General features: G+C 36.1%; 20 protein-coding genes and 1 riboswitch. Of the genes, 18 read left to right on the top strand and 2 right to left on the bottom strand.

Going from position 1 to position 23,394, the window contains the following annotated elements; all coding sequences use genetic code 11:
- The first annotated feature begins 9 nt into the window (after window positions 1–9).
- Window positions 10–1,503: a RagB/SusD family nutrient uptake outer membrane protein gene (locus BW983_RS12065; RefSeq protein WP_076552187.1), complete on the top strand. Its 1,494-nt coding sequence runs from the start codon at window positions 10–12 to the stop codon at window positions 1,501–1,503.
- 76 nt (window positions 1,504–1,579) lie between these two features.
- Here BW983_RS12065 and BW983_RS12070 read toward each other — a convergent pair whose 3' ends face one another.
- Both BW983_RS12070 and BW983_RS12075 read right to left on the bottom strand, forming a co-directional pair.
- Window positions 1,580–2,044 (bottom strand): hypothetical protein, encoded by a 465-nt coding sequence (locus BW983_RS12070; protein ID WP_076552188.1) that lies wholly within the window; start codon window positions 2,042–2,044, stop codon window positions 1,580–1,582.
- Between the two features lie 67 nt (window positions 2,045–2,111).
- Window positions 2,112–2,687: a hypothetical protein gene (locus BW983_RS12075; protein ID WP_076552189.1), complete on the bottom strand. Its 576-nt coding sequence runs from the start codon at window positions 2,685–2,687 to the stop codon at window positions 2,112–2,114.
- Window positions 2,688–2,879: 192 nt separating this feature from the next.
- Between BW983_RS12075 and BW983_RS12080 the strand changes: the two genes are divergently transcribed.
- The 17 genes from BW983_RS12080 (at window position 2,880) to BW983_RS12160 (ending at window position 23,386) form a co-directional block, all read left to right on the top strand.
- The gene (locus BW983_RS12080; RefSeq protein WP_076552190.1) at window positions 2,880–3,206 is read left to right on the top strand and encodes a DUF6660 family protein; all 327 of its coding nucleotides are present in this window, start codon (window positions 2,880–2,882) and stop codon (window positions 3,204–3,206) included.
- Between the two features lie 139 nt (window positions 3,207–3,345).
- On the top strand, window positions 3,346–7,707 hold the full coding sequence (locus BW983_RS12085) for a CusA/CzcA family heavy metal efflux RND transporter (RefSeq protein ID WP_076552191.1): 4,362 nt from the start codon (window positions 3,346–3,348) through the stop codon (window positions 7,705–7,707).
- Window positions 7,708–7,753: 46 nt separating this feature from the next.
- Complete coding sequence (locus BW983_RS12090; RefSeq protein ID WP_076552285.1) at window positions 7,754–8,983, top strand: efflux RND transporter periplasmic adaptor subunit; 1,230 nt, start codon at window positions 7,754–7,756, stop codon at window positions 8,981–8,983.
- Window positions 8,984–9,117: 134 nt separating this feature from the next.
- Window positions 9,118–9,999: a bestrophin family protein gene (locus BW983_RS12095; RefSeq protein ID WP_076552192.1), complete on the top strand. Its 882-nt coding sequence runs from the start codon at window positions 9,118–9,120 to the stop codon at window positions 9,997–9,999.
- A 13-nt stretch (window positions 10,000–10,012) separates the two neighbouring features.
- Window positions 10,013–10,912: a cation diffusion facilitator family transporter gene (locus BW983_RS12100; protein WP_076552193.1), complete on the top strand. Its 900-nt coding sequence runs from the start codon at window positions 10,013–10,015 to the stop codon at window positions 10,910–10,912.
- A 17-nt stretch (window positions 10,913–10,929) separates the two neighbouring features.
- Entirely contained in the window at window positions 10,930–11,349 is a 420-nt protein-coding gene (locus BW983_RS12105) for a Fur family transcriptional regulator (RefSeq protein ID WP_065395863.1), read from the top strand.
- Between the two features lie 362 nt (window positions 11,350–11,711).
- Window positions 11,712–13,361 (top strand): heavy metal translocating P-type ATPase, encoded by a 1,650-nt coding sequence (locus BW983_RS12110; protein ID WP_394333188.1) that lies wholly within the window; start codon window positions 11,712–11,714, stop codon window positions 13,359–13,361.
- 603 nt (window positions 13,362–13,964) lie between these two features.
- A complete protein-coding gene (locus BW983_RS12115) occupies window positions 13,965–14,318 on the top strand; it encodes a hypothetical protein (protein WP_228409001.1) in 354 nt (117 codons plus the stop codon).
- Window positions 14,319–14,547: 229 nt separating this feature from the next.
- Window positions 14,548–14,820: a YHS domain-containing protein gene (locus tag BW983_RS12120; protein WP_076552196.1), complete on the top strand. Its 273-nt coding sequence runs from the start codon at window positions 14,548–14,550 to the stop codon at window positions 14,818–14,820.
- Window positions 14,807–15,484, top strand: coding sequence for an SCO family protein (locus BW983_RS12125; RefSeq protein ID WP_076552197.1), 678 nt, complete (start codon window positions 14,807–14,809; stop codon window positions 15,482–15,484). Before BW983_RS12120 ends, BW983_RS12125 begins: the two co-directional genes overlap by 14 nt.
- A 144-nt stretch (window positions 15,485–15,628) precedes the next feature.
- A complete protein-coding gene (locus tag BW983_RS12130; protein ID WP_076552198.1) occupies window positions 15,629–16,303 on the top strand; it encodes a superoxide dismutase in 675 nt (224 codons plus the stop codon).
- A 4-nt stretch (window positions 16,304–16,307) separates the two neighbouring features.
- Window positions 16,308–16,679: a hypothetical protein gene (locus tag BW983_RS12135; RefSeq protein WP_076552199.1), complete on the top strand. Its 372-nt coding sequence runs from the start codon at window positions 16,308–16,310 to the stop codon at window positions 16,677–16,679.
- A 145-nt stretch (window positions 16,680–16,824) separates the two neighbouring features.
- The gene (locus tag BW983_RS12140; protein WP_076552287.1) at window positions 16,825–17,655 is read left to right on the top strand and encodes an MbnP family protein; all 831 of its coding nucleotides are present in this window, start codon (window positions 16,825–16,827) and stop codon (window positions 17,653–17,655) included.
- Window positions 17,648–18,697, top strand: a complete 1,050-nt coding sequence (locus tag BW983_RS12145; RefSeq protein WP_084184455.1) for a cytochrome-c peroxidase — start codon at window positions 17,648–17,650, stop codon at window positions 18,695–18,697. Before BW983_RS12140 ends, BW983_RS12145 begins: the two co-directional genes overlap by 8 nt.
- A gap of 12 nt (window positions 18,698–18,709) precedes the next feature.
- Window positions 18,710–19,657: a transporter gene (locus tag BW983_RS12150; protein WP_076552200.1), complete on the top strand. Its 948-nt coding sequence runs from the start codon at window positions 18,710–18,712 to the stop codon at window positions 19,655–19,657.
- Window positions 19,658–19,904: 247 nt separating this feature from the next.
- A riboswitch (cobalamin riboswitch) is annotated at window positions 19,905–20,090 on the top strand.
- 111 nt (window positions 20,091–20,201) lie between these two features.
- A complete protein-coding gene (locus BW983_RS12155; RefSeq protein ID WP_076552201.1) occupies window positions 20,202–22,253 on the top strand; it encodes a TonB-dependent receptor plug domain-containing protein in 2,052 nt (683 codons plus the stop codon).
- The gene (locus BW983_RS12160; RefSeq protein WP_076552202.1) at window positions 22,250–23,386 is read left to right on the top strand and encodes a YncE family protein; all 1,137 of its coding nucleotides are present in this window, start codon (window positions 22,250–22,252) and stop codon (window positions 23,384–23,386) included. The genes BW983_RS12155 and BW983_RS12160 overlap by 4 nt, the downstream gene beginning before the upstream one ends.
- The last annotated feature ends 8 nt before the right edge of the window (window positions 23,387–23,394 follow it).

Consider the following 23,394-nt stretch of genomic DNA (forward strand, 5'->3'; position numbering starts at 1 on the left):
ATTGAAACAATGAAAAAATTAAAATATTTATCTTTTGCTCTGATTGGATTATGGTCATTGACAAGCTGTGAAAGCGAACTGGATACGGCTCCTACAGATCAATCCAACAGTACAGAGGTTTTCAAAACAGCAGAAAGTGCTGAAACAGTTATCAACGGAACCTGGGCAAAATTCAATAATGACGGGACAACATTTGCGAACATTGGTTTTTCAACTGTTATGAGAGCAAGTGATGCAATGGGAAGCGATGTGGCTGTATTGACCAACAAATATGGTTTTGCAACTACTTATACTTTTTCCGAAATGGAAAATAGAACTGCTGGTCGCCCGTTATTTATTTGGGGAATGCTTTATTCTGCAATTAATAACATGAATAATGTTATTGCAAAAATTGACGCGACAGAAGGCAGTCAGGAAAAAAAGAACCAGGTGAAAGGTCAGGCAAAGGCATTGCGTGCTTTTTGTTATCTTAATATTGCCAGCTTCTATCAGTTTAGTTACCTTAAAGATAAGTCTGCATTAACGGCTCCGATTTATACAGAACCTTCTGCGATCACTACAGTTGGAAAAAGCAAATCCAGTCTTGAAGATATTTATACTTTGATCAAAAGTGATCTTACAGATGCAGACAACTTATTGAAAGATTATACAAGAAACAATAAGGATAAGATCAACAGAAATGTTGTTAACGGAATTTTAGCGAGAGTTTATCTGAATACCGGAGAATGGAGCAAAGCTGCAGCGTCTGCAAAGATTGCTAAAGAAGGATATCCTTTAATGGCTCCGGAAAAATATAAAGATGGCTTCAATGATATTACCAATGTAGAATGGATCTGGGGACACGCTCAGACTCAGGAACAGTCGGATGCAAGTTATGCTTTCCACTATCTTGATGTATCTTCATCAGGAAGTTTTTACTACAGTTTTATGGCTGATCCATACTTTAAGGCTTTATTTGATACCAATGATATCAGATACCAGTTGTTCTCATGGGATAATCTGCCTTCAAGAGAAGGGTTGCTGAAATATGCGAAATTTAAATTTAAGCCTACCCTTATCGGAGATATTGTGTATATGAGAGCTGCTGAAATGTACCTTATTGAGGCGGAAGCAGAGGCAAGAAGTGGAAATGTATCTCAGGCGGTAACAGTTCTGAACCAATTAAAATCAGCAAGACATGCTAATACTTACAGTGGTTCACTGGCTCAGAATAATGTAATAGATGAAATTCTGATCGAAAGAAGAAAAGAATTGTTTGGAGAAGGTTTCTCTCTTTCAGATATTATCAGAACACAGGGAACAGTAGTAAGAAAACCTTATGTAGATACAGAAGGAAAACCTATCAAAGTTCAGATTACGACTCCGAACGGAACTGTAAAAACGGTTGATGGAAGAGGACATTCTATCTTCAATTTCCCTGATAAAACAGAATTTGTACCGAACAGCAGATATTATTTATTCAGTATTCCACAAAAAGAATTTGAGAATAACCCGAATTTATAATCTATAGTCCATAATTAGATTTGATTTTTTAGCCACCGCTTTTGCGGTGGTTTTTGTTTTTACAAAAGGTTTTAAATTATTTACCTCGAGATCTGTAATAGACCAGAGAATCAAAAGTCTTCATAAATTTATTGAAGCTGATACTCTTTACACTGTCAAATTTTTCTCTTTCCCCAATAAAATAACGGTATTGCATTGATAACAGCCTTTTATTAGTCCTGATTTTAAACCTATCGGACATATAAATAGAATTAACTCTTCGTCCTATTTTTGTATTGTCATTGATAAGGTAAATCTGATTCTTGTCAAAGCTTTCTCTTAAAATAGCCCAGTCCTTTTCTGTTAATTTAAATCTAAGAGTATCAGAAGTATCCGGTTCGATCAGAAGATCCGATGTATAAATATCAGTTCCAAGAACTGTAGAAAGGTTTCTAACTGGGGTTAAAATAGTAATGTCATTACCTAATATTTCCTTTTCCTCACATGAAAATGTAATAAAACAGAAAGATATAAGAAGGGCTTTTATATTAAAATATTTCATTTAAATGTTGAATGTTTGTAGAGTTATATAAAGAATAAAAAGTAATATCTAAGTCATTAATTTATTTCTAAAACTTAACCTGTATACTATCCTTGATCACAAAATCATCCAGATAAATTTTATATTGTTCGTCCTTCCTGCATTCCAGCATTTTTTGTAACATTTCTAAATTATATGGAGTATTTAAAATATCTCTCATTTTGCTGAAACAAGTCTTGTATTCCTTATTTAAGACGAAGTTATTGTTGAATTTATATTCCAGCTGTTTTGTACTTTTTTTCTTGACGAATATCGCGGTAGGAAACAATGTCTTAATGTCATTTGGCGAAGCACTTGGACTTAAAGAAGAATTGATGGAGTCAATTTGTTTAGAAAAAACAGTTTGTTCTTGGTTGACAAGATATGCATTCACAGGTTTGTTCTCTTCAAGTTTTTCACTTCCCGAATGCTTCCCGTCAAAGTTCAATGTTTTGGAGATAATAACCAGGAAATCCTCATTGGTGTCATTATGCAACATCAAGTTGATCTTATTTTCTTTCTTCTCAAACGAATAAGATAATTCTATTCTATCACTATTGTTTTTTGTACAGGAAATAACACACAATAAAAATGATAATAAAATAAGGTGTTTGAATAATTTCATGGGTAAAATTCGGATGAGATAAATAAGCCTGTTTGATTTTACAAAGGTAAGAACATTATTTTGGGATCACAGAAAATTAGGAAATGATATTGGTTTTGGTAACAGATAAATATAGTTTGATAGTAAATACTAAAACTATATTAAAGACTTCAGGATTCACCCATTTTATAAAAAATCTTTACCTTTGTCACAATGAACTTCTTAAGATGGATATTGGCAATTTATTTCATGGCGTTATCACTGATGCCATGTGAAGATGTGTCCCGTCTTTCTTCGGATTCAGAAGGTCAGAAGATTTCATTAAGTATTCACGGAGCACATTCTACAGAAAACGGAGATATTTGTTCGCCACTTTGTGCATGCAGCTGCTGCCAGATTACGGTTTCAGCATTTAAAATGGATCCTTTATTGGAGATTCCTGAGCAAGTTCCTGCTTATTTTTCAAAAAAGATCTTATTTCATAAAAACGACTTTGCCTATCAGGTATACGATCCTATCTGGCAACCTCCTAAGATTTAATTTTTATTGATTTTTAGAAAGTTATGCTTTCTAAGCCTACTTGAAACTTTGCAATACCATTGCAGAGGTTTTCAAGATATTTTTGCTGCAGTATTTTATGCTGTGTGCATTTATTTTCAATATAAATTAAATAAAAATCGTGTTAGATAAAATCATAAAATTCAGTATCAAAAACAAGGTGATCATTGGTGTTATGACCTTGTTGTTGGTCATTTGGGGTGCCTGGAGTGCTACAAAATTACCCATAGATGCGGTGCCGGATATTACCAATAATCAGGTTCAGATCATTACGGCATGTCCTACATTGGCAGGGCAGGAAGTAGAACAGCTAGTAACCTTTCCCATTGAACAAAGTATTGCTAATGTTCCGGATATTCAGGAAACGAGAAGTATTTCCAGATTCGGACTTTCTGTAATTACCGTAGTTTTTAAAGAGAATGTAGACATCTATTTTGCCAGACAATTGATCAATGAACAATTAAAAAATGCTGTCGAAGAAATACCTAAAGGTGTCGGAACTCCAGAACTGGCTCCTGTAAGTACAGGTCTTGGAGAAGTGTATCAATACATTCTTCACCCTAAAAAAGGAAGCGAAAAGAAATACAATGCCAAAGAACTCAGAACCATGCAGGACTGGATTGTCCGAAGACAGCTTAACGGAACACCGGGAGTAGCTGAGATCAACAGTTTTGGAGGTGAATTAAAACAATACGAAGTTGCCATAGATCCTAACAGGTTGAAAGCAATGGGAACAAGTATTACCGAAATTTTTACAGCTCTTGAAAAAAATAATCAGAATACAGGAGGTGCCTATATTGATAAAAAGCCAAATGCCTATTTTATCCGTGGAATTGGTCTTGTAACGTCTCTTGAAGATATTAAGAATATTGCTGTTAAAAATGAAACAGGAAGCGTTCCTATTTTTATAAAAGATGTTGCAGATGTTCGTTTAGGGAGCGCTGTGCGTTACGGAGCTTTGACTTATGATGGAAAAGTAGACGCTGTAGGAGGTGTCGTAATGATGCTGAAAGGAGCAAACAGTAATGAAGTTGTAAATAATATCAAAGAAAAAATACCCACCATTCAGAAATCGCTACCTGATGATGTGGTGATAGAACCATTTTTGGATAGAACAGACTTAGTAGGAAGAGCGATCAGTACCGTTGAGAAAAACCTCATCGAAGGAGCCCTGATTGTTATTTTCGTTCTCGTTATTTTCCTTGGAAATCTGAGAGCCGGGCTTATTGTGGCTTCGGCAATTCCGCTTTCTCTTTTATTTGCTTTGGGAATGATGAATGTCTTTGGAGTAAGTGCCAACCTGATGAGCCTTGGAGCAATAGACTTCGGGTTGATCGTAGATGGAGCAGTTATTATTGTAGAAGCAACCTTACATCATTTAGGCTTAAGAAAATCCACCCGTGCATTGACGCAATCTGAAATGGATGAAGAAGTATTCCTTTCCGCCTCGAAGATCAGAAACAGTGCAGCATTTGGTGAAATCATTATCCTGATTGTATATATCCCGATCCTTACATTGGCTGGAGTAGAAGGTAAAATGTTTACTCCGATGGCGAAAACCGTAGGATTTGCAATCTTGGGAGCTTTGATTCTTTCATTGACATATATTCCGATGATGAGCGCCTTGTTTTTATCCAAAAAAATATCACACAAGGAAACATTCTCAGATAAAATGATGAATCGTTTACAAAGGATTTATCAGCCATTACTACACAAAGCGATTAAAGTAAAATATATTGTCGTTTCAGCTACAGCAGTTGTTTTTCTTATATCAGCTTTTACATTTAAAAATATGGGTGGGGAATTTATTCCTCAATTACAGGAAGGAGATTTTGCTTTCCATTGCATATTACCACAGGGAAGCTCACTTAGTCAGAGTATAGAGACTTCAATGCAGGCTTCCAGAATCATTAAACAATTCGATGAGGTGAAAATGGTAGTCGGAAAAACCGGATCCGCCGAAGTTCCTACAGACCCGATGCCGCCGGAAGCTACCGATATGATCGTCGTATTAAAGCCACAAAGCGAGTGGAAAACAAAAAAATCTTACAACGAACTGGCAGATGAGATCAGTGAAAAATTAGAAACCATTCCAGGGGTGTTTTTTGAGAAAAACCAGCCTATCCAGATGCGTTTTAATGAATTAATGACCGGGATCAGACAGGATGTAGCCGTAAAGATCTTTGGAGAAAACCTTGATTCACTGGCGGTATATGCTGATAAAGTAGGAAAGATCATTCAGACCGTTGATGGAGCTACCGCACCTCAGATTGAAAGGGTAAGTGGGCTTCCTCAGATCAATGTACAATATGACAGAACAAGAATTGCCAACTACGGATTAAATATAGAAGATGTAAACAATGCCGTGAGTACAGCCTTTGCAGGAAAATCGGCAGGGCAGGTTTTTGAAAATGAAAGACGTTTTGATCTGGTTGTACGTTTGGACAGTCTTCACAGAACCGATATTTCTGATGTTAATAACTTAATGATCACTTCTGCAACAGGAGCTCAGATTCCGTTATCCCAGGTTGCGAATGTAAGTTACAAGCTCGGTCCGGCACAGATTAGCCGTGAACAAGGGAAGCGTAGAATTGTAATAGGATTTAACGTTAAAGATCGTGATGTTCAAAGTGTGGTGAAAGATATTCAGACTAAATTAGATAAGGTGAAATTACCTTCAGGATATTACTTTACCTACGGCGGACAGTTCGAAAATCTTCAGGAAGCAAGTAAACGTTTAATGATTGCTGTTCCCGTATCGCTATTGCTTATTTTCATGCTGTTGTATTTTACATTCAAATCATTCAAGCAGGCAGCTTTGATCTTTACAGCCATTCCAATGAGTGCGATCGGAGGTGTATTTGCTTTGATCGTAAGAGATATGCCATTCAGTATCAGTGCCGGAATCGGGTTCATCGCCTTATTTGGAGTTGCCGTTCTTAACGGAATTGTATTGATTGGAACTTTTAATCAGCTCGAAAAAGAAGGAGAAAAAGACATTTTAAAACGTGTTTTTGAAGGAACCAAAACAAGGTTGAGACCCGTTCTGATGACCGCTACCGTGGCTTCATTAGGATTCTTACCAATGGCAATTTCCACCGGAGCCGGAGCAGAAGTGCAAAAACCTTTGGCAACAGTTGTGATTGGAGGTTTGGTAACGGCAACGTTCCTTACGCTTTTCGTTTTACCAATGCTTTACATCATTTTTAACACAAAGATTTTGAAAAGAAAGAATAATAACACACAATCATTCACAATTGTTCTTATTTTAGGATTAATGATGCTGGGGCAAAACTTTAAAGCTCAGTCCAGACCTATTTCCGTAGATGAAGCAGTAGAAATGGCAATGAGTAATAACTTAACCTTGCAGTCAAAGGATTTAAGTATAAAATCAGCAGAAGCTTTGAGACCTACAGCGAAAGAACTTCCCAAATTAAGCTTTGATGCTCAGTTAGGACAATACAACAGCCCGAAATTTGACCAGTCTTTTGCCATTTCACAGAGTATTCCTTTTCCGACATTGTTTAAAGCAAGAAAAGAACTCATCAATGAAACCGTTAAGAGTAAACAGATCGAGAAGGAAATCACAGTCAATGAGCTGATAAAAGACGTTCGTACCTATTATTATCAAATTGAATATCTTCAGTACAACAAAGAAAAACTGACAAGTCTGGCAGATTTTTATGCAGAATTTATCAGAATTGCAACAGTGAGATTTAAAGCCGGAGATATTAAAAAGATTGAAATTAATACAGCAGAAACCCAGAAAGGTGAAATAGATCTGCTGTTAAGACAAAATGAAGTGTATCTGAATAACGCCTATAAAAATTTAAAAACCCTTCTCAACACCTCAGAAAACCTTGAAATTCCATTCAAAAAAGATTATGAACCGCTGAAAGCAGAAAATGTACTGGATAGCGCTGTTGTAGCAAACAATCCTAATGTAAAAGCCTTCTATCATGAAATGGAAATTGCTGAGAAGAATAAGAGAGTAGAAAAAGCTACAGGATTGCCGGATTTTAGTCTGGGATATACCAGTCAGTCACTGATAGGCTTTCATACGATTAATGGACAGGAGAATTTCTATGATTCAGGGAAACGTTTTCAGTCGGCAACAGTAGGAGTATCTATTCCTTTGACATTTGGCGCTACCAAAGCAAGAATGCAGTCGTTGGAATATGAAAAACAAGTTGCAGAAACCAATGCAAAAATGCAAAAGAAACAGCTTACTGCACAGCTGGAGAATGCTTTTAACCAATATCAGCAGGATATACAGCAGTATGATTATTATAACAATCAGGCACTTCCGAATGCGGAGAAAATTGTAAAAGCAGCTCAATTGGGATACAAAACAGGAGAAATTTCCTACGTTGAATATCTTTTTGCCTTACAAACCGCTACCAACATTCAGTTGAAATATCTGGAATCGATTCAGCAGGTGAATCAGTCTGTAGTGACCATTAATTCAATCATTAATAAATAATATGAAGTCGATTTCAAACGACCTTAGAAAAAATAAAAATTCGAATATGAAACTCAAATATAATATCATACCCCTTGTATTCATCTCCATCTTAGCAATAAGTTGCGGAAAAAAAGAAGCTACAGAAGAAAAAGCTCCTGAAAAGACAGAACAGAAGGAGCATGCACATGAAGAAGCACCACAAACGATTGCTTCCCTTACAGAAGAGCAGATGAAATCAGTAGGAGTTACTTTGGGACCAATAGAAATGAAAGAACTTACTTCTACCATCAAGGCAAACGGTCTTTTGAGTGTTCCCAATAGTAATAAAGCAACCATCACTTCATTGTATGGCGGAATTATTAAAACCATCAATATCCAGGTCGGAAGCATTGTGAAGAAAGGGCAGGTGATTGCAACCATTGCCAATCCCGAATACATCCAGCTGCAAGAAGATTATTTGACCACAAACAGTCGAATTACTTACGCTGAGCAGGAATTCAGAAGACAAAGAGAACTTTTTGATAACGATGCCGGAGCAAAGAAAAACCTTCAAAGCGCAGATGCAGAATTGAAAACCTTAAGAACCAAAAGAGCATCTCTGTTAAAACAGCTTCAGATGATGGGAATAAGCCCAGGAAGTGTTAATAACGGAAACATGAAATCAGGATTGGTAATCACCGCTCCGATTAGTGGTACGATCAGCAGTATTTCAGCACAGATAGGAAGTTATGTAGATATTTCTTCTCCTGTTGCAACAGTGATTGATAACGGATCTATTCACCTGGATCTTCAGGTATTTGAAAAAGACCTCCCGAAAATGAGAGTAGGACAGATCGTACACTTCAAACTGACCAACAATCCGGAAACGGAATACGATGCAAGAATCTACAGTATAGGTTCCTCTTTTGAAAATGAAAGCAAAACCATTTCCATGCATTGCGAAGTAATAGGAAATAAATCAGGATTGATTGATGGAATGAATATCACCGGAATTGTAAGCCTTGATAAAAGTACTACACCTGCAGTGCCTACCGAAGCTATCGTAGAAGCAGACGGAAAATTCTTTGTCTTTATTCAAACCGATAAAAAGGTAGAGGAAGAACATGATGAAAAAGGAAAACCTCATCCTAAAACTTTAAACTTCGAGAAAATAGAAGTGGTAAAGGGAACTTCCGATATGGGATATACTGCGATTACCTCCGTAGGAGATATCCCGGACAATGCGAAAATTGTAGTGAAAGGAGCCTTTTTCGTTAATGCTAAGCTGGTGAATTCAGGAGAGCATGAACATTAATGAAGGAGATCAGAATCAGTGAAATGTCGATTTTTATGCTTAATTTAGAGCTGCTTACGGAATAGCTTTATTAAGCATAAAAACTGACTGAGGAAAGTAAAGATTATCTTACCCAATTTAATACATGAATCATTATGCTATTAAACAAAAAAATATCAGTCTGGTATTTCATCCGTGAAATAAAATCTCAAATTCTGTTTATAGGAATATTTGCCATTGCCATAGGACTTTTGGATATGTTGCCGTGGTTCAGAAAAATTTCACTTCCCTTGAATATTCCGGCACTTCTAGGAACAGCAGTATCATTACTATTAGCATTCCGAACCTCCCAGTCCTACGAAAGATGGTGGGAAGCAAGAACGGTTTGGGGAGCAATTGTAAATGATTCCAGGACATTCGTAAGGCTCGTGACTCAGTTCTTGCCTTCGGAAGATCACAACACAATCAGAGATTTTGCCGATAGACAGATCATCTGGACATATGCTTTGGGTGAATCCCTGAGGAAGCTGCCTTTTTCAGATAAAGTTCAGAAATATCTGGATGAAAATAATATCAATGGACTCAATATTCCTAATGCTCTTTTAGATGCACATTCAAAACAGATTAAAGATGTTTCGGCATCAAAAGGACTGACAGATTTTCAACAGATACAGTTAAATGATATGGTAACAAGGCTGTGTGACAGTATGGGGAAATGTGAAAGATTAAAGAACACTGTTTTTCCGAGATCTTACAGTATTTTAGTACATATTTTGATCTATGTATTTGCACTGGTACTTCCCTTCGGATTGGATGATTCTCAGCTGACCATAGAAATTATCATTACTTTCCTGATCCCGATTGTATTCATTGCCATAGAAAAAACTTCGATCATAATGCAGGATCCATTTGAAAACAGACCTGTAGATACTCCGGTAACTTCTCTGGCGCAAACAATAGAGATCAATATCAGACAAATGATTGGGGAGCAAAACGTCCCTTTGAAAAAAGAAAATACATCCTATTATGAAATGTAAATAATCATTAAGTATGGAAGCCAAAACACAAATACAAACTCCGTCCGCAGCAAGCCGGCATAAAAAAAATCTGCTGATTGTACTTTGTCTTAGCGGGACCTATCTCATCGCTGAGGTTATAGGCGGAATAGTTACCAATAGTCTTGCTCTATTAGCAGATGCAGCCCATATGTTGACCGACGTTGTTGGTTTATTACTGGCTTTTATAGCCATAAAAATAGGAGAGAAAAAAGCAGATCCATCCAGAACGTTTGGGTATTATCGTACAGAAATATTAGCCGCGGTTATTAATGCTGTTGTTTTGCTGGGGATTTCCATATATGTATTATTTGAAGCCTATAAGCGTTTTCAGAATCCGCCGGAAGTACAAAGTAAATCCATGTTGATTGTAGCTGGAATAGGATTGCTTGTGAATGTGATTGGAATGATGATTCTAAGAAAAGACTCTGAAGGAAGCTTAAATATGAAAGGAGCTTATTTTGAAGTGCTTTCAGATATGTTAACCTCTGTTGGAGTAATGATTGCCGGAATTATTATGCTTACAACAGGCTGGTATTATGCCGATCCGTTGATTTCAGCAGCCATCGGATTATTAATATTCCCAAGAACATGGAGATTACTGAAAGAAGCCATAAATGTACTGTTGGAAGGAACTCCGAATGATGTAGATATTCATCAACTTCGTAAATCACTGGAAGAAACTCCGGGAGTAAAGAATGTTCACGATCTGCATGTGTGGTCACTCACTTCTAGTGTAAATGCAATGAGCGCTCATATAATAAAAGATACAGGAACCTCTCAGAATCAATTATTAAAAACATTGACGGATACCACCGTTGAAAACTTTAAAATAAACCATACCACTTTTCAGATTGAAGAAGAAGGATACGAAGAAAATGAAGTACATCTGTAAAATTTAAAAAGTTTAAAATGAAAAAAGATATAGAAAACAAACTCATTGATAAAAATACCAAACCTACAAGCATGAGGATTCTGGTGTATGATTTTCTAAGCTCACAGGATGCAGCGTTATCTCTGTCTGAAATAGAAAATCACTTTGAGCATGCAGACAGAATTACAATATACAGAACATTAAAAACCTTTGAAGAAAAAGGAATTGTTCATAGCATACAGGAAAATACAACCACAAAATATAAACTTTGTGATGACGATTGTGATGAGAAAACCCATAAAGACTGGCACCTTCATTTCTATTGTAAAATATGCAAGCAGACCACCTGTAAAGAAGATATTTCCTTCCCTGAAAACATACAAACCAATTTCAGAATAGACGAAATAAGACTCTTTGCAAAAGGAATCTGCGAAAATTGTCTTGAAAGTTTGCAATAGCATTGCATCAGTCTCATCATTAAATTTGAATAAAAATATCAGTTATGGAAAAGTGCTGTAGTACAACCCCAGAAAAAACAGATCCAAAAGGACACAAACATAATCACTCAGAAGGAGATGGACATGACCACTCTCACGATACCGGAGATCAGAGTATCTTTCAGATGTTTCTTCCGGCGATTATATCCTTTGTGATTCTGTTATTAGGAATTGCATTCGACAATTATATAAAACCTGCGTGGTTTACAGGCTGGGTACGTTTGGTATGGTTCCTTGCTGCCTATATTCCTGTCGGATTTCCAGTATTGAAGGACGCTTATAAAAGTATCATCAAAGGAGATGTATTTTCAGAGTTCTTCCTGATGGGAATTGCAACTATCGGTGCCTTTGCTATCGGAGAATATCCCGAAGGAGTTGCCGTAATGCTTTTTTATGCAGTAGGAGAGGTTTTCCAATCTATGGCGGTAACCAGAGCAAAAGGAAACATCAAAGCTTTATTAGATCAGCGTCCAGATGAGGTAACGATCATGGAAAATAATCAGCCGAAAACCATTAAAGCAAAAGAAACCAAAATAGGAGATGTGATCCAGTTAAAACCTGGTGAAAAACTTGCGCTTGACGGAGAGTTACTATCAGATTCTGCATCATTCAATACAGCGGCATTGACAGGTGAAAGTAAACCGGATACCAAAAATAAAGGTGAAGTAGTACTGGCAGGAATGATCAATATGAACAGCATTGCTCTTGTAAAGGTAACTACAGCGTATGAAGACAGTAAGTTAAGTAAAATATTAGAACTGGTTCAGAATGCAACAGCTCAAAAAGCGCCTACAGAATTATTTATCAGAAAATTTGCGAAAATTTACACCCCAATTGTAGTATTTCTGGCAATAGGAATCACATTCTTACCTTACTTCTTTGTCAGTGACTATCTGTTCAGAGACTGGTTGTACAGGGCGTTGATTTTCCTTGTAATTTCTTGCCCTTGCGCGTTGGTAATTTCTATTCCTTTAGGATATTTCGGTGGAATCGGAGCAGCCAGCAGAAACGGAATTTTATTTAAAGGAAGTAATTTCCTGGATAGCATTGCAGAGATTCAAAATGTAGTGATGGATAAAACCGGTACCATGACAGAAGGAGTTTTTAAAGTTCAGGAAGTAAGCATTAATTCTGGATTTAATAAAGATGAAATCATGCAGTTGGTCAACCTTCTGGAAAGTAAAAGTACACACCCGGTAGCCACTGCTATTCATAATTATGTTGGAGAGATTAATTATTCTATTCCAATGGAAAATGTGGAGGAAATCGCTGGGCATGGGCTGAAAGCAACGGTCAACGGAAAAGAACTTCTGGTAGGAAACTTCAAGTTAATGGATAAATTCAATATCAGTTATGATATCAACCATGCAAATATTGTATACACACTTATTGCTGTAGCTTATGACAAGAAGTTCGCCGGGTATATTACCATTGCAGACAGCATTAAAACAGATGCTAAAGAAACGGTAGATAATCTTCACAAAATGGGAGTGAAAGCAACCATGTTGAGCGGAGATAAAGGAACCGTGGTAAAATATGTTGCGGATCAATTGGGTATTGATAATGCATTTGGAGACCTTTTACCGGAAGACAAGGTGAATAAAGTAAAAGAGATCAAAGCAAAAAATCAGACAGTAGCTTTCGTAGGAGATGGAGTAAATGACGCTCCGGTAGTCGCTTTAAGTGATGTAGGAATAGCAATGGGAGGTCTGGGAAGTGATGCCACCATTGAAACGGCAGATGTAGTTATTCAGGATGACAAGCCAAGCAAAATCCCGATGGCTATCAATATCGGTAAACAAACAAAAAAGATAGTCTGGCAGAATATTATTCTTGCATTTGCTGTAAAAGCGGTTGTGTTAGTTCTCGGAGCAGGAGGTCTGGCAACAATGTGGGAAGCTGTTTTTGCCGATGTGGGAGTTGCATTGCTGGCAATTTTAAATGCAGTGAGAATTCAAAGGATGAAATTTTAAGAAAACAGAAAATACAATAAACGTTCAACTAAATTATATTTAAAGGCTCTGCTGGTTTTCAGTGGAGCTTTTTTTGTTTATTGCCACGGATAGACGAAGGAATTAATTAGTGTATTCATGGCAATAAAAAAACAGCCCTCAATTTTATCAGAAATAAAATTCTTACTTCTTGTAACAAAATATATAGCAAAAAAAGCCCCGTTGAAAATCAACAAGGCTTGACAAGATTAAACTTTTATAAAGAACTAAATTTTTATTTTTTTGAGCGTTATAATCAAAGTTCGGGATAATGTCACGATGATAACAGATACAGTTTTGATAATTTTATGGGTAACAGATAAGTCAATCTTTTATTAACATCAGTTCAATCAAAATAATCAGCCAGAGATAAAATTTTTCCTAGCAAACATATAAGAAAAATTAGTGCATTTGTGGCAATTAAATAAGTATCCAACGTATTCATAGATTGAATCCTTATTCCTTACAACGGTTTTTTGTATTCGAACAGAACAAGCAGAACAACAAATGACATTCATCATAAACAGAACGGAAAACAATTTTGAAGTAGTATATTTGTAAAACAGAACAGAATAATTGAGGTTATTGATTTACATATCCATCATTTTTACCATTGCACTACGCCCGGTTTTGCCATTGGTAAACTATGTGGTAAATTATGATTATATTGTAAAGAACCTTTGTGAAAACAGAGAAATTCCTCAGTCTACCTGTAAAGGAAAGTGCTACGTAAAAAAAGAATTAGCAAAAACAGAAAAACAAACCGGGAATTCTCAAACCATAAAAATTGCAGGATTAGATGTTTTCCTTTCTCATGATATTCTTTCCTTTTTAGATCAAAAATATTTTGAAAAGTTGATTGCTATACCGGATTCAGGGTATGTGAATCTCCATTGTTCGGATTATTTCTCAAGGATTTTCCATCCTCCTTTGGTTTAATTTTTATTATTAAACTATATGTTTAGTTTATTGTAATTATCGCTTCAGTAGTCAATTAAGAATACTAAACGTATTACTTAGGTCTTCAAAAGATTTCTTTTTCGAATAAATAATACTCGTGTTATATGAAACTTTATGAGAAATTGAAAAACATTTTGGAGCAAATATTTTATAATTAATTACTGATCATAACTTTATTCAATACTATTAATTTCAATTTAACATTAAAATGAAATCTCCAATTATTTTGACTGCCCTGCTGTCAATATTACTTCTGTCGTGTGCAAAAGAACCACAGGTAAAGCATAAAATGAATATGAATTCTTCTAAAGAAAATATGAAGAATGTACAGGTTGTAAATGATGAAGATCCGATCTGCCATATGAAGACGGCACAGTTTCTGAAAGATACTGCTATGTATAAAAATAAAACATACGGTTTCTGTAGTTCATATTGCAAAGACGAATTCAAGAAAAATCCTGAAAGCTATGCCCAAAAATAAACAGACAACTAACAAAGGTAAGGTCATTATCCCAATTGCGGTTATTGCTCTGCTTTTTCTGGGAATCGGGATAGGAATGGGATACTTCAAAAAGAATCTTTATACAGTAATGAAGGTTCCTGATTTTGAACTGACCGATCAAAACAATAAAAAAATTACCAACAAGGATATGCTTGGAAAAGTGTATCTGGTAGAATTTTTTTATAGCAAATGTCCCACTATATGCCCCGTGATGAATACCAATATGAAAGCTATCCAAAATCAGATCAACAGTTCAGAATTTGGTATTGTATCCATCAGTATTGACCCGGAAAATGATACTCCGGAAGCTTTGAAGGAACATGCAAACAGAATTGGCGCGAAATCTCCTAATTGGCATTTTCTAACAGGAGACAGAACCTATATTGGAAATCTGGCGGATAAATTTAATATCTATGTAGGAGACAAAGAAGATGATGCAGAAAGTCTTAACCATAGCGGAATGATTGCTCTTGTGGATCAGGAAGGAAACATCCGTTGCCGATACAATAAAGAAAATATGCCGATCCTTTATTATTCAGGATTAAATTATGAAGATCCAGAAGGAAAGAACCCAAGATTAAATGGAAAATACCATCCGGATAGAGAAATTCTGATAGAGGATATTAAGAAGTTATTAAAGTAGGATGGAGGAAAGGGAGAAGGAAGCTGGAAGTACCGAAACTTAAGCAATTTTATAGTTGTCTTTAAAACTTCAATTACTTCCATATTTCAACATCAGGTTTCCATTCTTTAGAAGAATATTGTTTAACCATATAACAAAAACATTATGAAGATTATGAAAATAGCTGCTTTAGGGGCAGTATTTGCGGCTCAGTTTACACTGGCTCAGTTTAAGCAGACGCCTTTGCCATATGCGTACAATGCATTGGAAGGATCAATAGATGCACAGACAATGGAGATTCACTATTCAAAACATGGTGCAGCTTATGCAACGAACCTGAATAAAGCCATTGCAGGAACTCCACAGGAAAAACAAACGTTGATTCAGATTTTGTCTGAAACCTCAAAACTAACTCCTGCAGTAAGAAATAATGCCGGCGGGCACTATAACCACGAACTTTTCTGGATGATCCTTACACCAGAGAAAAATACTCAGCCATCTGCAAAATTAGCAAAGGCTATCAATGAAACATTCGGAAGTCTGGATGCTTTTAAAGAAAAAATGAGCAAAGCCGGAGCAGATCGTTTCGGTTCAGGATGGGCTTGGCTTTCGGTAGGTAAAAACGGGAAATTATTCGTTTCTTCTACGCCGAATCAGGATAATCCATTGATGGATATTGTAGAAGAAAAAGGAACTCCTATTCTTGGAATTGATGTTTGGGAACATGCTTATTATTTAAAATATCAGAACAAAAGAGCCGATTATCTTTCTGCAATCTGGAATGTGCTGAACTGGAAAGAAGTAAGCAAAAGATATGATGAAGCTTTAAGTAAAAAATAATTTCATGAAATTACTTTACAGCATACTTTTTACCTTTTATATGGTGTTCAGACCTCTGATACCAATGGTAGAGTATGCTGTAAACTATGATTATATCGTTAATACCCTTTGTGTCAATAAAAGTAAGCCTGAAATTCACTGTAATGGAAAATGTTACCTGAGCAAAGAACTGGCAAAAACAAATAACGATACAGAATCTACACCCTTCAATAAAGTGAAAAACTCTGGGCAGAAAATCCTTGATATTTATATTCTTCCCGAGATAGCAGAACTCATCATTACTGAAAAGATTCTTTTTTTCAATTTCTCTTTTACATACGAAGCAGCCTATTCTTTTCTGTTTCTGAAACATATTTTCAAACCACCGGTTTTTTAAGTAGGAAATCACTATTCAACTACAAACTACAAAAACTCTTAATAAACTTAAGAGGAAGAATTTCTTTGTGTTTTGTAGTAAAAAGATGAATGTTTTAAGCATTCAAAATCATCTTATTGTATTTACTCAACTTAAAAAATCAACAATGAAAATTTATAAATTTTTATCATTACTATTTATTGCCATTACTTTACTTTCCTTTTCATCTTGCTCAAGCAGAGACGATGATGATAATCCACAGGATACAACCCCGGGAAACCTTCAGATTAAATTTGAAAACGGTTTTAATAATTTGGGAAATATTGTACTGAACCAGACCGTACAAACCTCTTCACAAGGGCAAAAACATAATTTTTCAACTTTAAAATACGTCATCAGTAATATTACGTTGATCGATGAAAATGGAAAGGAGTTCAGATATAATGAAAATAATCCAGATAAGGGAGCATTTATCATTGATCAGGCAGATGCTGTGGCAGGAGTTGTTTACCTGAACCTGAATGATATTCCTAAAAATAATTATAAGAAAATAAAATTCGGATTGGGAATCAGTCAGAATGCTTATTTGCTGGGAATGGACGGACAGGCTGAATTCTGGAACAGAGCAAAACAGAAAGGGATGTCATGGTCTTGGGCAGCAGGTTATGTTTTCGTAAAACTGGAAGGAAAGTATGGAACCGGTTCAGCAACCACTGAATTTATGAATCACACCGGAAATATGGGTAAAGTAACAGAAAATAATACACCGGATCTGTACAGAGAAGTTACCTTGAATTTACCTACAACTGCAAGAGTAAATGGTAAGATCAGACCATCTATTCATATTCTTGCTGATCTCAACCAGTTCTTGAGCGGAGAAAAGCCATTAATACTTACAGAATCTAATGCAATGCTGATGGGCTCAAGCCAACATTTAGTAGATGTGACAAATAATCTAACAAAAATGTTTAAAGTAGACCATGTACACAATGATTAATTTCTTTTTGAAAACAGTATTATTTCTGACCGTTGTGTTGCTGAGTTTTGTTTCCTGCTCAGATGAGGTGATGCAGCCATTGGAAAAAGATGAAGCATATAATCTTAACTTTCCGTCTTACTTCCCGAAAATGACATTCGATCAATCTGCCAATCCGATAACAAAAAATGGAGTGGAGCTAGGCAGAAAATTGTTCTATGAAGGGAGACTTTCAAGGAATAATACTATTTCATGCGGCTTCTGCCATATTCAGGAAAATGCTTTTACGCATCATGGGCATACAGTAAGCCATGGAGTAGATGACCGAATCGGGATCAGAAATGCACCACCGATTCAAAATATGGCATTCTTAAAAAGATATATGTGGGATGGTGTTATTCATAATTTAAACGAACAACCTATCATTCCGATGACAGACGTTAATGAAATGGACAGTTCCATGCCGGAAGCGATTTCAAAAATAAAAGATGATCAGAAGTATAAAAAACTCTTTGCTGCTGCTTACGGCGATGAAAATATTACCGGGGAAAGGGTTTTAAAAGCATTATCCCAGTTTATGGCTTCAATGATTTCTGCAGATTCCAAATATGACAGAGTGAAACAGGGCAGAGAAAGTTTTACTTCCGAAGAATCTCAGGGGATGGCTTTGTTTAATAAAAACTGTGCTTCCTGTCATAGCGGAGGACTGTTTACTGATGAAAGTTTCCGAAATACAGGAATGTATTATAATAATCAGTTTAAGGATGCAGGTCTTTATCGTGTGACTCTGAGTCAAAATGATTGGATGAAATTCAGAGTCCCAAGTTTAAGGAATATTGAATATACAGCTCCATACATGCATGATGGAAGATTTTATACACTGGAAGCAGTGCTCAACTTCTATTCTGATAATGTAGAAGATAATCCAAACCTTGATCCGCAGCTGAAGCAGAACAATCACATCGGAATTGCCATGAACAGTGAAGAAAAACAATTGATCATTACCTTCCTGAAAACATTATCCGACAAAAGTTTCATTACCAATCCAAAATTTGCAGAATAATTAAATGTAGACATGAAGAAGATTATTTTAATCATAAGTCTGGTTTTAGGGACAATAAGTCAGGCAAAAACAATGATAGACAGTGCTTATATTCCTCAGGAATATTTCAGTACAATAGATTTTGATGAAGACTGTGATGCTTGCGGGTGTGCAGCAGGAAACGGATCATCTGGTTTTGAATCCTTATTGAATCCTCAGTTTATCGGAATTAAATATTTTGCCCAACATTATAAAGCAAAAGAAAACCTATTTGTAAAAGACCTTACGCAGGATCAGTATTTTAATACATTACAACTTTGGGGCAAGATTCCTTTAACTAAAAAATTAAGTGTGTACGCAAGTCTGCCCTTCCATTTTCATGAAAAGAAAACTATGCAGGGGGATATAAAGATCAATGGAATTGGAGATCTCAATGTAATGGGAATTTATAAGCTTCTTGTTTCTAAAGATAACTTTCATCAGTTAAGCGGAGGTTTGGGAATAAAAGTTCCTTTAGGAAAGTTTGATGAAAAAGGAGCATCAGGGGTCAATCCGAGTTTTCAGCTGGGAACCGGAAGCTGGGATTATCAGGCAGCCCTGAATTATAAATTTCAGAAAAATAAAGTGGCTGTATTAATCAACACAGATTATACTGTAAAAACTGAAAATAAAAAACATTACCGCTTCGGAAACCAATGGAATTATGCTGCTACAGGTTTTTATCAGATCGCAGGGAATGAAAAGACTATTTTTTCAGCAAAAGCCGGACTTCAGGGAGAAGTATATGATCAGAATAAACAGTTTAACGAAGCCTTACCTAATACTTCAGGAAGTGCTTTATATGGAAAACTGGGGTTTGAAGCTTCTTATAAAAAGTTCAGTTTGGGAAGCGAAATAATGCTGCCGGCATATACCAATCTGGCTGGAGGAGATATTGAAGCAAAATCACGTTTCAGTATTTTCTTAAACATTGGAATATAGTAGACTTTTAATTTTCTGACATCAAGAATCAGATTACCATAAGTAAAACGGGGTTATTTCATTTTGGAATAATCTCGTTTTTTATTTCTACAGTGAGCAGAACAAAAGTTGAAATATTGTGCAGACAGCTAAAATTAAAGTGTTGCTTTATTATATTTAATTTCTATATCAACAGTCACTATTCTGATCCATTCTTTTATAATATTGTAAATCATTTTGTTATTTGTGGCATTATATTAATAATTGCCTATCTTTGCCGAAATTTGGTGAGCCATAAAAAGCTCTTAAAAGGGAATCCGGTGAGAATCCGGAACAGACCCGCTGCTGTAAGCTCCGCACCAAAGATTTTGAAGATTATATCCACTGTTTTTTTAATGGGAAGGATTTCAAAAATGGAGTAAGTCAGAAGACCTGCCAGACAATTAAACGTTTGACGCTTTCGTGGAATAAAGCTTAGGACATCAATGATTCTGTGCAGTGAATGCTGTGCTTTGTCGTTGCTTTCTTACATCCATTAGCGTCATCATTATCCCTAAATGAGCTAATGGTGGCAAAACTGACTACATCTCAACTTCATAAAGTTGTTTTCACATTATGTGTGTTAACATCACAATTTCTGTTTTCCCAATCCAGAAAAAAAGACAGTATTAAGGAAGAAGCTATTAAGACTGTCAATATTTATAAAAAGAATTTTAGAGAAATCATTCCTGCTCAGGTTCTGCAAGGTGAAGAGCTTGAAAGACTGAACAGCCACTCTGTTGCAGATGCACTCCGTTATTTTTCCGGTGTTCAGATTAAAGATTACGGAGGAATGGGTGGTTTGAAGACCGTTAATATCCGAAGTATGGGAAGCCAGCACGTTGGAGTTTTCTATGATGGGATTCAATTAGGAAATGCTCAGAATGGAGTGGTAGATTTAGGGCGATACTCTCTGGATGATATTGAAGAAATATCATTATATAACGGGCAGAAAAGCGAAATCTTTCAGCCTGCAAAAGATTTCGGGTCCTCAGGATCTATTTATATGCAGCCCAAAACTCCTGTATTTAAAGGAACAAGAAAAACGAATCTTATCATAAGGGCGAAAAGTGCCTCTATTGATCTGTTTAATCCATCTTTCCGTCTTGAGCAAAAGATTTCCGAGAAAATATCCAGCAGTTTCAGTTCTGAATTTCTACAGAGTGACGGGGTTTATAAGTATCGTTACGGAAAAAAATACTCTAATGGGCAGACTGCTTATGATACGATTGCCAAAAGGTATGATTCCGATATTAAAACAAAACGTTTTGAAACATCCCTCAATGGAATTTTAAATAACGGAAACTGGAATGTGCGCGGTTATGGTTTTATTTCAGATCGGGGGATTCCCGCACCTATTGTGAACAACCGTTTTGATGCCAGGGGAGCCAGAATGAGGGATGAAAATTATTTTGTACAGGCAAATCTCAGAAAAAAGCTCTTCCCTAAATTTGAAACCCAGCTGAAGGCAAAATTTGCTTATGATTATACTTATTTTAATGATACCGTATTATCACAAGCTGTTTATCCTGCACAAAATACCTATATCCAAAGAGAGGTTTACCTTTCTTCTTCCAATATATATTCTGTCAATTCCAATTGGGATATTAGTTTGAGCGGAGATTTCCAGTATAATAATATGGATGCCGACTTAAAAAACTTTTCTTTTCCTACCCGATATACAACACTTGTGGCATTGGCTACAACGTATCAGTGGAATAGATTCAAATTCTTAGGAAGCCTTTTAGGTACTTTTACTTTTGAAGAAGTAGAGCGTAATCTAAGACCTGACGACAGAAGAGAGTGGACACCAGCCTTCTTTATGAGCTACCAGCCTGCTGCGATTCCGGAGCTTACCATCAGGGCTTTTCATAAACAGATTTTCAGGCTGCCTACTTTTAATGATTTGTACTATACCAATATCGGGAGTTCTTATCTGAAACCCGAATTTACCTATCAGTATGATCTGGGATTTACCTATCAGAAAAAATATGATAATGCTATCATGAAGGCTTTTTATATAAAGGTTGACGGATATTATAACAGGGTAAAAGATAAGATCGTTGCAATGCCTCAACTCAATTTGTTCCGTTGGACGATGCTGAATCTTGGAAGAGTTGAAATTATTGGAGCTGATGTGAATGTTCAGGCTGAGGTAATGCTTGGGCAGGTGAAATTGAAACCATTATTGTCTTACACCTATCAAAGTGCAGTAGACAAGACTAATAAAGGATCGGGAATTGATGATGGCGATACATTTTATAATAAGCAGATTCCTTATACACCATGGCATACCGGTTCATTTACCCTGATGGCAGATTACAAAGACTGGAGTTTCAACTATAGTACAATCTATGTAGGGAAGCGCTACGACGGACAGCTGGATAATATCAGAGCCAATTTTATTCAGCCTTGGTATACGCATGACCTTTCTGTTCAGAAGAAATTTAATCTTGACGGGCATCCGTTTAAGGTCAATCTTGAAATGAATAATGTTTTTAACCAAAATTATGATGTTGTACTCAACTATCCTATGCCGGGAAGAAACTTTAAACTCTCTTTAAATTTTACATTATGAGAAAGCTGAACTTATACTTTTTATTTTTTGCATTGCTATGTTTTACAGCCTGTCGTACAGATGACACGATCATTCCAATAGAAGTGGTAGACGGTCTTGCTCCTGTTGAAAATACAGCGATCAAAGGATTCTACGTCCTTAATGAAGGTAATATGGGAAGCAATAAATGTACACTCGACTTCTTTGATTACACAAAAGGAACTTACTATCGAAATATCTACGCCGAGATCAACCCTGAAGTTATAAAAGAATTGGGAGATGTAGGAAATGATATTAAAATCTATGGAAGCAAACTGTACATCGTGGTTAATGTTTCCAATAAAATAGAAGTGCTGGATGCTAAAACAGCAAAACGTATTAAATCTATTCCTCTTCAGAACTGCAGATATTTAACATTCAAAGGAGGGAAAGCTTATGCAAGTAGTTATGTAGGACCTGTAGATATCAATCCCAATGCACCCAAAGGAAAAGTAGTGGAAATTGATACCGTATCTCTTTCTGTGCAACGTGAAGCAACAGTGGGATATCAGCCTGAAGAGATAGAAATTGTGGGCAACCAGCTTTTTGTGGCAAATTCAGGAGGCTATATGGTTCCGAATTATGACAAAACGATTTCAGTGATAGACCTGAATACTTTTACAGAAATAAAGAAAATTGATGTAGCGATCAATCTTCACCGTCTTAAAAAAGATAATTACGGAGATCTTTATGTGACATCAAGAGGAGACTATTATGACGTTCCTTCCAATTTATACTTAATTGATGCTGCTACAGGAACCATCAAGAAAAACTTCCATATGGCTGTCAATGAAATGACAATCGTGAATGACAAGCTTTATTTCTATGGAAACGAATTCAATTACAATACCCATACCTACAAAAAAACATTTGGAATCATTGACGTAAAGACCGAGCAGGTGATTTCAAATAAAATTATTGATTCCGAGTATGAATCTATCATCAAAACACCTTACGGAATCGCTGTAAACCCAATCACAGAAGATATTTACATTACAGATGCCCGAAATTATGTGTCCATGGGATTTGTGTATTGCTTCGATAAAAACGGAAAGTTTAAATGGAAAACCGAAGGCGGAAATATCCCGGCTCACTTCGCTTTCTTATATAAATAGTAAAACTG

The sequence above is a fragment of the Chryseobacterium ureilyticum genome (assembly GCF_900156735.1).
GTDB classification, from domain to species: domain Bacteria; phylum Bacteroidota; class Bacteroidia; order Flavobacteriales; family Weeksellaceae; genus Chryseobacterium; species Chryseobacterium ureilyticum.

Coding starts and splice junctions, on each gene's coding strand:
- BW983_RS12070 (WP_076552188.1), bottom strand. CDS start 2,044: ATGAAATATTTTAATATAAAAGCCCTTCTTATATCTTTCTGTTTTATT.
- BW983_RS12150 (WP_076552200.1), top strand. CDS start 18,710: ATGAAGAAGATTATTTTAATCATAAGTCTGGTTTTAGGGACAATAAGT.
- BW983_RS12155 (WP_076552201.1), top strand. CDS start 20,202: ATGGTGGCAAAACTGACTACATCTCAACTTCATAAAGTTGTTTTCACA.
- BW983_RS12140 (WP_076552287.1), top strand. CDS start 16,825: ATGAAAATTTATAAATTTTTATCATTACTATTTATTGCCATTACTTTA.
- BW983_RS12100 (WP_076552193.1), top strand. CDS start 10,013: ATGGAAGCCAAAACACAAATACAAACTCCGTCCGCAGCAAGCCGGCAT.
- BW983_RS12105 (WP_065395863.1), top strand. CDS start 10,930: ATGAAAAAAGATATAGAAAACAAACTCATTGATAAAAATACCAAACCT.
- BW983_RS12130 (WP_076552198.1), top strand. CDS start 15,629: ATGAAGATTATGAAAATAGCTGCTTTAGGGGCAGTATTTGCGGCTCAG.
- BW983_RS12110 (WP_394333188.1), top strand. CDS start 11,712: ATGGGAATTGCAACTATCGGTGCCTTTGCTATCGGAGAATATCCCGAA.
- BW983_RS12095 (WP_076552192.1), top strand. CDS start 9,118: ATGCTATTAAACAAAAAAATATCAGTCTGGTATTTCATCCGTGAAATA.
- BW983_RS12065 (WP_076552187.1), top strand. CDS start 10: ATGAAAAAATTAAAATATTTATCTTTTGCTCTGATTGGATTATGGTCA.
- BW983_RS12080 (WP_076552190.1), top strand. CDS start 2,880: ATGAACTTCTTAAGATGGATATTGGCAATTTATTTCATGGCGTTATCA.
- BW983_RS12120 (WP_076552196.1), top strand. CDS start 14,548: ATGAAATCTCCAATTATTTTGACTGCCCTGCTGTCAATATTACTTCTG.
- BW983_RS12075 (WP_076552189.1), bottom strand. CDS start 2,687: ATGAAATTATTCAAACACCTTATTTTATTATCATTTTTATTGTGTGTT.
- BW983_RS12135 (WP_076552199.1), top strand. CDS start 16,308: ATGAAATTACTTTACAGCATACTTTTTACCTTTTATATGGTGTTCAGA.
- BW983_RS12090 (WP_076552285.1), top strand. CDS start 7,754: ATGAAACTCAAATATAATATCATACCCCTTGTATTCATCTCCATCTTA.
- BW983_RS12125 (WP_076552197.1), top strand. CDS start 14,807: ATGCCCAAAAATAAACAGACAACTAACAAAGGTAAGGTCATTATCCCA.
- BW983_RS12160 (WP_076552202.1), top strand. CDS start 22,250: ATGAGAAAGCTGAACTTATACTTTTTATTTTTTGCATTGCTATGTTTT.
- BW983_RS12145 (WP_084184455.1), top strand. CDS start 17,648: ATGATTAATTTCTTTTTGAAAACAGTATTATTTCTGACCGTTGTGTTG.